We start from the raw sequence: 9514 nt of genomic DNA on the forward strand, positions 1-9514 counted from the left end.
GAAATTTAGATATGTCAAATCCCGGTACGCCGACACTCGATCAATTGCAGGTGCTGCTCTGTGTGGTGGAAACCGGTAGTTTCGCTGCCGCCGCCCGTCGGCTGAACCGTGCCACCTCGGCGATTAGCTACGCCATCGATCATCTCGAACTTCAGCTCGGCCTGCCGCTGTTCGATCGCGTCGGCACGCGCAAGCCCGAACTGACCGAGGCCGGCAAGGCGGTACTGGCGGAGGCGCGCACGGTCACCCACGGTGTTGATATAATGCGTGCGCGCGTGAAAGGTCTGCTGGAAGGTCTGGAGGCGGAGGTCTCCATCGCGGTTGATGTCATGCTGCCGACAGCGCGCCTGGTCGATGCCTTGCAGGCGTTTCAGGTCTCCTTTCCGACCATCCCTTTGCGCCTCCACGTCGAAGCGCTGGGCGCGATCAGCCAACTGGTGCTTGAGAAGGCGGCGGTCATCGGCATCAGTGGTCCGCTCAAGACCACGGTTGAAGGACTGGATCGCCGCTACATCGGTGCGGTGCGCCTGGTGCCGGTGGCGGCGCCCTTTCACCCGTTGGCGCGTCATGGCAAAAAATCACCTGGCGATGCGCGCAGTCATATCCAGCTTGTCCTGACCGATCGCTCCAATGTGACGGCGGGTCAGGACTTTGGCGTCATCGGCGTCAAGACCTGGCGGCTGGCCGATCTCGGTTCAAAGCACGCCCTGCTGCTGGCGGGTGTCGGCTGGGGTTCGATGCCGGAGGCCATGGTGCGCGGCGATATCGAAGCCGGCCGGCTCGTGCCGCTCGACCTGCCCGATTGGCACGTCAATACCTATGATATGCACGCCATTTATCGCACCGACACCCCGCCGGGCCCGGCGGCGCTGTGGCTGATCGAACGTTTCTCGGGGCAAGTCGCTTAGCATATGCATGCCCTGGAGTAGCCTCATCATGGGCGGGTTAATGCCTCGCCAGCGAGGTCAAGGTCGATAGCGTCGGTGTGAAAGGTGAGCGTAAAATTATCGGAGTCCCAAGGGATAGGTATATCGATTAGAGATTCAAAATGAATGGCATTGAGCGTGTCGTTCTTAATGTCGTTTCTCAAAAGTGGATGTGATCGCATCGCCGTCCCACAGGATCCATATTTGTGAGAAACTCATGGGCCATCATCGCAAGAATGCTTGAGAATACCTCAAGTCGATGCTTGAGAATGGCTCCAAGCTTTTCATGTTCGCGCCACGGCGCATTGGGAAGTCAATCGTAAGATAGGGCTATAAAAGACAAAATCACCAATCAATATTCCCCAGACTATACGTGAACGCTCTGTGCCGATAGTTCTGAGACATGAACCTGATTAACCCTAATAAATATAAGGGCGGCGTCCCATCACGTGACGCCATTGTCAAGAGATCTGGCGATTGAGGCAATATCAGGGAAGACCTCAAAGCCTTGACTTAGCGCCCATGGAAGATGCGTATCTGCGTGGCCGCTACTGACGAGGAAGCCTCGCATCCCGAGGTTGGCGGCAAGGAGCAGGTCTGTATCCTTGTCGCCAATCATGATCGACGTGGGCAGATCAATCATGAAGGCGCTTGATGCCTGCTCCACGAGGCCAGGCATGGGCTTGCGGCAGTGGCACAAGGCTTCGGGGGCGTGTGGACATAAATAAAAGGCTGCAATATCAATGCCCTGGATGCGCAACATGTCATCAATACGTTGGTTTACAGAAAGGGCCGCCGTCTCTGTGAAGTATCCGCGGCCTATGCCCGACTGATTGGTAAGAACGATAAGGCGAAAACCCTGCGCAGACAGCGCCTTAAGGCCCTGCGCGACCCCGGGCAGAAGCACGGCCTGGTTTGGATCTGAGAGGTAGTTGCGCTCCTCGATCAAGGTACCGTCCCGGTCAAGAAAAGCGCAGCGCTGACGTTCAGACATGCGACCCGCCGCGCTTAGCCCTTTCAATTGTGTTGGATGAGGCCTTGCCGGGTACGAGTTGGGCCAACAAAACCTTACCTTGGTGAGCCAAGACGAAGTCGGCGCCAACGACGGTCTCCAGCGTATAGTCAGCCCCTTTCACAAGCACATCAGGTTTGATGGCCATAATCAGCTCAAGGGGGGTGTCGTCCTCGAAGATGACAACCGCATCCACGGCGCCCAATGCCGAAAGAACGATAGCGCGGTCGTCCTCACTGTTTATGGGCCTGTCCGCGCCTTTAAGACGTCGCACCGAGGCATCACTGTTGAGACCTACGATCAGGCAGTCGCAATGATCGCGTGCGTACATCAACAAGGAGATGTGACCGGGATGCAGAATGTCGAAACATCCGTTGGTGAAGCCGACGACCTTGCCTTCTCTGCGCCGGGTTCTCGCATAGCGCTCCGCCTCTGCCGGCGTCAGCATGATCGGCGTGCCTTTGCGCGCGCCGCGCTCCCCCTCCAAGGCAAGGATAAGTTCGTCCGGTGAGGTGGTCGCTGTGCCGCGTTTGCCGACCACGATCCCGGCGGCGGCGTTCGCCATGTGCGCCGCCTCTGCCATATCTGTTCCACAGGCCATCGCCGCCGCCAGAGTAGCGATGACGGTGTCTCCGGCGCCGGCGACGTCAAATACCTCAGTGACCCGGCTGCGAATATGAAGAAGCGATCCGTCATGTGACAGAAGGGTCATCCCCTGTTCACCACGCGTAATCAAAACGCCTGTGGCCTGGCTGGCCCCGAGGTAAAACTGAGCGGCCGCTTCGGCTTTTTCATCCGTATCCGGATAGATGCCGCAGGCATCCCTTGCTTCCTGGGCGTTGGGCGTTATGAGCGTGGCGCCGGTATATCTGCTAAGGTCTGGTGATTTCGGATCGATGATGACGGGTACGTTCAGGCTGCGGGCGCGTTGAATCGCCTGACCCAGCAAGCCCTCCGTCAAGACCCCTTTGGCGTAATCGGACAGAACCAGAGCCTTATGTTTGGGCAGATGCTCTATGACGGCTGAAAGACATGCGGCTTCAGACAGGGAAGAAATAGCTGTCGTGACCTCCTGGTCGACGCGCAGCAAGTGATGGCCACGCACCCCAAACCGTGTTTTCACGGTCGTTGGCCGATCCTCTGCCACCACCATAATGGAATCGATGTCGCTGTTTTCAGCCAGGGTTTCCAAGAGCGTGGTTGCGGCCTCATCCTTGCCGATGACACCTATAAGCGTGCAATGGCCTCCCAGGGCGCTGATGTTGCGTGCGACATTCGCAGCGCCACCCGGCACGATCGTCTCGCCTTGATAATGAAATACCGGCGAGGCGCTTTCCGGGGAAATCCTTGACACCCGACCTTCAACAAAGCGGTCCATCATGATGTCGCCGAGACAGAGCACCTTGGCATAGGTCAAGGCCTTGACCTGTGCCGCGAGGCCTTGCGTATCGTCGATGGACATTGGCGCTCCTTTAAAGACTCCGCAGAGCCCGATCCAATGTCAGGGCGCGCGGTTATGGGGCAAAGATTGCGCTTCTCGGGCGGCAAACCATCACCTAGCGTCTGAGTTGGCATAAAAGGCCGGGTGGATCAAGCGCATGCCAGTCTGTCAAAACGGCACGAAGAGAGGCCCACAACCCGACTTCACAGATCTCGGCTACAGCTCTTGGTAACCAGCCACGTGAATCGATGTGATTCGTTTTGACGCTTGAGAGTGCGAAATGACCTGTCGCTCCGGGTCTATCAAAACACGCGCGGTGGTACGACGATAACGCGCCTTAAATTTGTTTGAAAAATATCCTTATAATCAATGATATGTGGTCGTTTCTGGTGCTGCGGTCACAAGGCCTTTCCCAGAATTTCTATCGTGCTGAGCTTTTTTTTGCATCCGCCTTGTCAAGGCTTGGCCGCCTCTCTACTGCGGACGGCACTCAGGTGGTGATTTTTGTCGAGCCTGAAGCAATCTATTAATGAAATATGACCTATTGGATATCCCAACACGCACTGTTGTTATCTGCCAATACAGCGGCTGCGCAAGCTATAAAATCCTTTGTCCCTGTGCGTAATTAAGAGTTTCTGGAATGCACCTGATTGTTCATCAACGACGCGTTACGGTTAGCCAGAGCCTGTCGAAATCGCTGTTGAACAGTTGCGCCGCCATGGCTTTGGCGTTGGCGCCTGCCGTCGTGACTGTAGGCGTGACGCTCGCACCTACCTCTCAGGCTCAAGCCCAGACCAAGACGTTGCCGGGGACCAGTTCGGGCATCACACTCAGTAATTATCCCGGATACACCAGCTTTCTGATCACGCCATCAACGACGGACAGTGCTATTTCCGGCAGCGCTGTCGCCGGCAGCGGTGCCAATATCTGGACCCTGACCAACCAGGGCACGGTTACCGGCAATTCTGTCCCTGGTATTTCCTTCGACGGCGGCGGGCTGGTGACCAATAGCGGCACGAGCTCGCTGATCTCCGGCTCTAACGGCGTGAACATTTTAGGTGCCCCAGGCACCGTGGTGAACGAAGGCGTGATCACCGCCAGCAACAGGGGCATCTATTTTGATTCCGGCGGCACGGTCACCAACTCCGGCACCTCAGCATCGATCACCGCCGGCGGGTACGGCATCTATATCAGGAATGCCGCCGGCACCGTCACCAATTCCGGCACCATCCGCAGCACGGGAAACCAGGCGGTCTACATCTATGCCGGCGGCGGCAGTGTCATCAATGCCGAATCAGGCGTGATCTCCGGCGCCCCGGGCGGTGTCAATATTGGCGGATCCTTCTCAGGTGATGCCACGCTCACCAACAGCGGCCGCATCGTAACCACCGCGGGGTGGGGCGGTTCGATCAGCCGGGGGACAATCACCAATAACGCGCCGGGTTCTGTGTCTGGCAGCGGAACCATTTCGGGGTACGGCGGCGTTCAGCTGGGTGGCGGTACCGTCGTCAACAGTGGCGCCATCATTGCCACGGGGACCTCCACCGGTAACGATTCGAGCGGCGTGTTCGGGTTCTCGCCCGGCCCCGTCGCCGTGGTCAACAATGCATCCGGCACCATTGTCAGTACCGCCTATGGCATCAATCTCGCCGCGGGTGGCACGCTCACCAACGCAGGCACCGTGTCCGCGACCGGTACGGCCGGCGTCGCGGTCAAGGTGAGCGGTGCTGCCACAATCTCCAACACCGGGACGATCCTGGGCGGTTCGTCAGGCACGGGGGTTAACCTCACCGCCGGCGGAAATGTCACTAACACGGGGGCAAGTGCGCTCATTTCCGCGGGCCTCGGCGTACAAATTTCGGGCAGCGGCACGCTGATCAATAGCGGTACCATCGTTGGCAATTCCGGCACCGCGATGCGCTTTGTCGGCAACGCAGACAATTTCGTGCAACTGCTGGCGGGCGCTGTCTTCACCGGCGTGGTGGATGCGGGCGCGGGTGCCGATACTCTGGAGTTCGGCGGCACGGCGGCCGCCAATTTCAACGGGCTGGGCGGCTCAGACTTTATCAATTTCGAGGGGGCCAGGGTGTTGTCTGGCGCCAACTGGACCTTCACTGGCATCAATTCGGTCGCCTCGTCCGTGTCCATGACCAACATGGGCAACTTAACCGTTGCCTCTGCTGGCACCTTGACCAATTCCGGATCCTTCACCAACGCCGGCACGCTGACCGCCACTGGCACCCTGATCAACGCGAACAGCATGACCAATTTCGGCAGCATCGCTGGTGCCGTCACACTGACCGGCACAGGCGTGCTGACGAACAGTGCGACAGGCACCATCACCGGTCCTGCGACCGGCGTCGGCGTCTTTGGTTTTGCGGGAGCCTCGGGCCCCGTCCACAATGAAGGGACGATAACCGGCTACGAAGCCGTCTGGATGGACGGCGGCGGCATCGTCAATAACGTCGGGACCGGGTCGCAGCTTATCGGCTCGTATATCGGTGTGGTCGGCTTCAGCGGCGCGGTCACCGTGACCAATGCCGGAACCATCCGGGCAACCACGCTGTCCACCGCAGCCAGCCACGCCTACGGCATCTATGCGCGAGCGGGCGGCACCATCACCAATTCCGGCAGCGCGTCGCTGATCTCGTCTGTGGACATGGGCATCGGCTCCGGCTCCTTCGGGGCCAACGTGGTGAACAACCAGGGCCAGATCATCGGCACCAACTATGGCGTCTGGCTGACCAACGGCACCTTCAACAACACCATCACCAATAGCGGCACCATCTCTGGCGGCACCAAGGCGGTGGCCTTGGGCGCCGGCGATGATCTGCTGACGTTGCAGGCCGGAGCCACCTTCATCGGCGTGGTGGATGGCGGGGGCGGCACCAATACCATGGCCTTCGACGGCACCGGCGGCAGCTTCACCGGCCTAGGCGGCGCCAGCTTCACCAATTTCGGGCTGGTTCAGGTCAATTCTGGTGGCAGTTGGGCCTTTACCGGTGCCAATACCATCGCATCAGGCGTCTCGCTCACCAACAGCGGCACTTTGGCCAATAGCGGCACGCTCAACAATGCTGGCTTGCTGGTCACCACGTCCGGTGCGCTGAACAATAGCGGCTTACTGACCAATAGCGGCAGTATCTCCGGGGCGGTCACGCTGACTGGCGCCGGCACGCTGATCAATAGCGGCACCATCACCGGCACGGCCACCAACGGCGTGCGCTCGAACGGCGGCGGCAACATCATCGGCAATGACGCCACGGGCCGGATCACCGGCGTCGGCTATGGCGTGATGATGTTCGGCGGCACGCTCACCAATTCCGGCACCATCCGCGCCACGGGCACCAGCGGCGTCGGCACCTACAGCTTCAACACCGACACCGTCACCAATGTGGGCACATCGGCGCGGATCGAAGGCGCGATGACCGGGGTGCAGTTGCGCAATGCCGGCTCGCTGCTGCGCAACGAAGGCACCATCCTCGGCACCGCCGGCTACGGCGCCGACCAGACCACCAACGGCACCATCGTCAACTTCGGCTCGGCCGCGCTGATCAGCGGCGGCCTGGGTGGCGTATTGATCTCGAATGGCACCACGACCAATGTGATGTCGGTGTCGATCGCCAATGCGGGCACCATTTCCGGCACCGGCACCGCCGGTTTTGGCGTCAAGACCCTGGACGGCCTCGGCACCATCGCCAACACCGGCACCATCCTCGGCGGTTCCGCGGGCACCGGCGTGGCGCTCGACGCGGGCGGCTTTGTCCGCAATCAGGTGCTGGCGTCTTTGATTTCCGGCGGCAACGACGGCATTTATGCCCGCGGGGCGGCCGCCACGATCACCAATTACGGCACCATCATCGGCACCACTGGCGATGGCGTCGAATTGCAAGCTGGCGGCTCGGTCGCCAATCTGGGCTCGGCCTCCCGCATTACCGGCGACCGCAGCGGTGTTTACGGGCAGAATGTCGGTGCCACCGTCACCAATGACGGCATCATCACCGGCATCAGCGGCGATGGCATTCTGCTGCTGTTCGGCGGCGCGGTGACCAATAGTTTGACCGGCACCATTTCCGGCGATTGCAACGGCATCCGCGGGTTCAATGGCGCGGTGGCGGTGACCAATTCCGGCAGCATTCGCGGCGGCTGCGGCGCGTCCAACGGCATCTATCTGCTCGCCGGGGGCTCGGTCACCAACAGCGGCTCGCTTGCGTCCATTTCCGGCGGGACCAACGGCGTCACCTTCTATGGTGTCGCCGGTTCGGTGACGAACTCCGGCACCATTATCGGCGCCACCGACGACGGCGTCTTTCTGCTCGCCGGGGGCTCGGTCACCAACAGCGGCGCGCTTGCGTCCATTTCCGGCGGGACCAACGGTGTCTTCATCTCCGGGGGCGCGGGGACGGTGACGAACTCCGGCACCATCATCGGCACCACCGGCAGTGGTGTCTATGTGTCAGCCGTGGGAGAGGTCACCAACACCGGCTCGGGTGCACTCATTTCCGGCGCGACCGTTGGCGTCGCCTTCTATGGTAACGCCGGAACGGTGACGAACTCCGGAACGATCATCGGCACCACCGGTATCGGCGTGGCCTTCGATAGCCGTGCGTTCAACAACACCCTGACCAATGCCGGCACCATCACCGGCAATGGCGGCACCGCTGTGCAGTTCGGCGCCGGCGATGACCTGTTGGTGCTGCGGCCCACCTCGCAGATCACCGGCGCCATTGTTGCCGGCGCCGGAACCAATACGCTGGAGTTCGCCACCGATACGCTGGGCAATGCCGGCACCATCGGGCGCACCTTTACCGATTTTGCCATCGTGAATGTGGATTCCGGCGCGCAGTGGACATTCACCAGCGCCAACACCATCAGCGCCGGCGGCGTGCTGACCAATGCCGGAACCCTGATCAATCAGGGCTCCATCGATGCGGCCGTAACCCTGAGCGGGGCAGGCGTGCTGACCAACGCCGCTGGTGCGCAGATCAGCACCACCACCACCGGTGTGCTGATGGCCCTGGGCAGCACAGGCTCACTGGTAAATGCCGGCACGATCAGCGCCAGCGGCGCTTCGGGCACGGCGGTCGCTCTGAGTTCTGCGAGCAGCGTCAGCAATACGGGCAGTACTGCGCTGATATCGGGTGGGCTGACAGGCCTGTCGCTATCGGGTGGCGGCACGATCGTCAACAGCGGCAGCATCGCNGGCGTTCTTGGCCAGGGCGTGGTTCTGTCGCAGGGCGGCAGCGTCTCCAACAGCGGTCATATCAGCGGTGCGACGTCGGGTATTGAGATCACCGGCGGCACGGCTCNNGTGACGAATACGGGCACGATCATCGGCAGCGGCGCNTCGGGCGTCGGCGTGTTGTTCTCGGGCGGTTCCGGCNCGATTGACAACTTCGGTGACATTTCGGGTGCGGGCGGTACGGCGATCAGGTTTGCCGGCGGCACCAACCAGTTGATACTGGAAAACGGCAGCTCGCTGAACGGCATCGCCGANGGCACGCTCGGGGTCAACACCTTGCTGGTGAATGGCAGCGCTACGCTTGCCNGCGTGACAGCCATCGGCTTCCNGTATGTCGGCTTTATCAACGCGACTCAGGCCGTCGACAGCACCTCGACCATCACCAACGCTTNGGTAATGTCAGGGACACTGACCAACCANGGNACGCTGGACGGNGCTTTNCAGATCACCAGTGGCGCCACGCTTGTCAGCAGCGGTGTCGTATCGGTGGATGATGACTCGGTCAACAATGGCAGCTTTGCCAACAGCGGGGCATTACGTGTCGCCTCCGGTGCGTCGTTTACCAACATCGGCTCTCTGAGCAACGCGTCTTCCCTTACCAATCTGGGTCTTCTGAGCAATACGGGCACCCTTTCGAACAGCGGGACTTTGCTGTCGTCTTCGGGCACCTTGCTCAATAGTGGCCTTCTCAGCAATACGGGACGTATTTCNGGCACGGTCACGACGACCGGTGCGGGCGTGGTGCGCAACCAGTCGGGCGGCAGTATCACAGGCGTTCTGGCGGGCGTCACGGGCAGCGCGTCTGTGGTGGATAATTCTGGCACGATCAGCGCCAGCGGCGCTTCGGGCACGGCGGTCGCTCTGAGTTCTGCGAGCACCGTCAACAATACGGG

At 60.7% G+C, this 9514-nt stretch carries 4 protein-coding genes; 2 read left to right on the plus strand and 2 right to left on the minus strand.

What is annotated here, in order from left to right:
• Positions 1–11 precede the first annotated feature (11 nt).
• Positions 12–908 (plus strand): LysR family transcriptional regulator, encoded by an 897-nt coding sequence (locus tag B060_RS0119970; protein WP_018083583.1) that lies wholly within the window; start codon positions 12–14, stop codon positions 906–908.
• A gap of 463 nt (positions 909–1371) precedes the next feature.
• Here the strand turns inward: B060_RS0119970 and B060_RS0119975 are convergent, their stop codons facing one another.
• Positions 1372–1920 carry a D-glycero-alpha-D-manno-heptose-1,7-bisphosphate 7-phosphatase gene (locus B060_RS0119975; RefSeq protein ID WP_018083584.1) on the minus strand — a complete coding sequence of 183 codons (549 nt, stop codon included), beginning with the start codon at positions 1918–1920 and terminating at the stop codon, positions 1372–1374.
• Positions 1913–3400, minus strand: coding sequence for a D-glycero-beta-D-manno-heptose-7-phosphate kinase (gene rfaE1, locus B060_RS0119980; RefSeq protein ID WP_018083585.1), 1488 nt, complete (start codon positions 3398–3400; stop codon positions 1913–1915). The genes B060_RS0119975 and rfaE1 overlap by 8 nt, the downstream gene beginning before the upstream one ends.
• 353 nt (positions 3401–3753) lie before the next feature.
• Here rfaE1 and B060_RS27810 point away from each other — a divergent pair, with 353 nt between their 5' ends.
• A complete protein-coding gene (locus B060_RS27810) occupies positions 3754–3909 on the plus strand; it encodes a hypothetical protein (RefSeq protein ID WP_018083586.1) in 156 nt (51 codons plus the stop codon).
• Positions 3910–9514: the final 5605 nt, after the last annotated feature.

Origin of the sequence: Asticcacaulis benevestitus DSM 16100 = ATCC BAA-896, assembly GCF_000376105.1 — a bacterium.
Taxonomy (GTDB): domain Bacteria; phylum Pseudomonadota; class Alphaproteobacteria; order Caulobacterales; family Caulobacteraceae; genus Asticcacaulis; species Asticcacaulis benevestitus.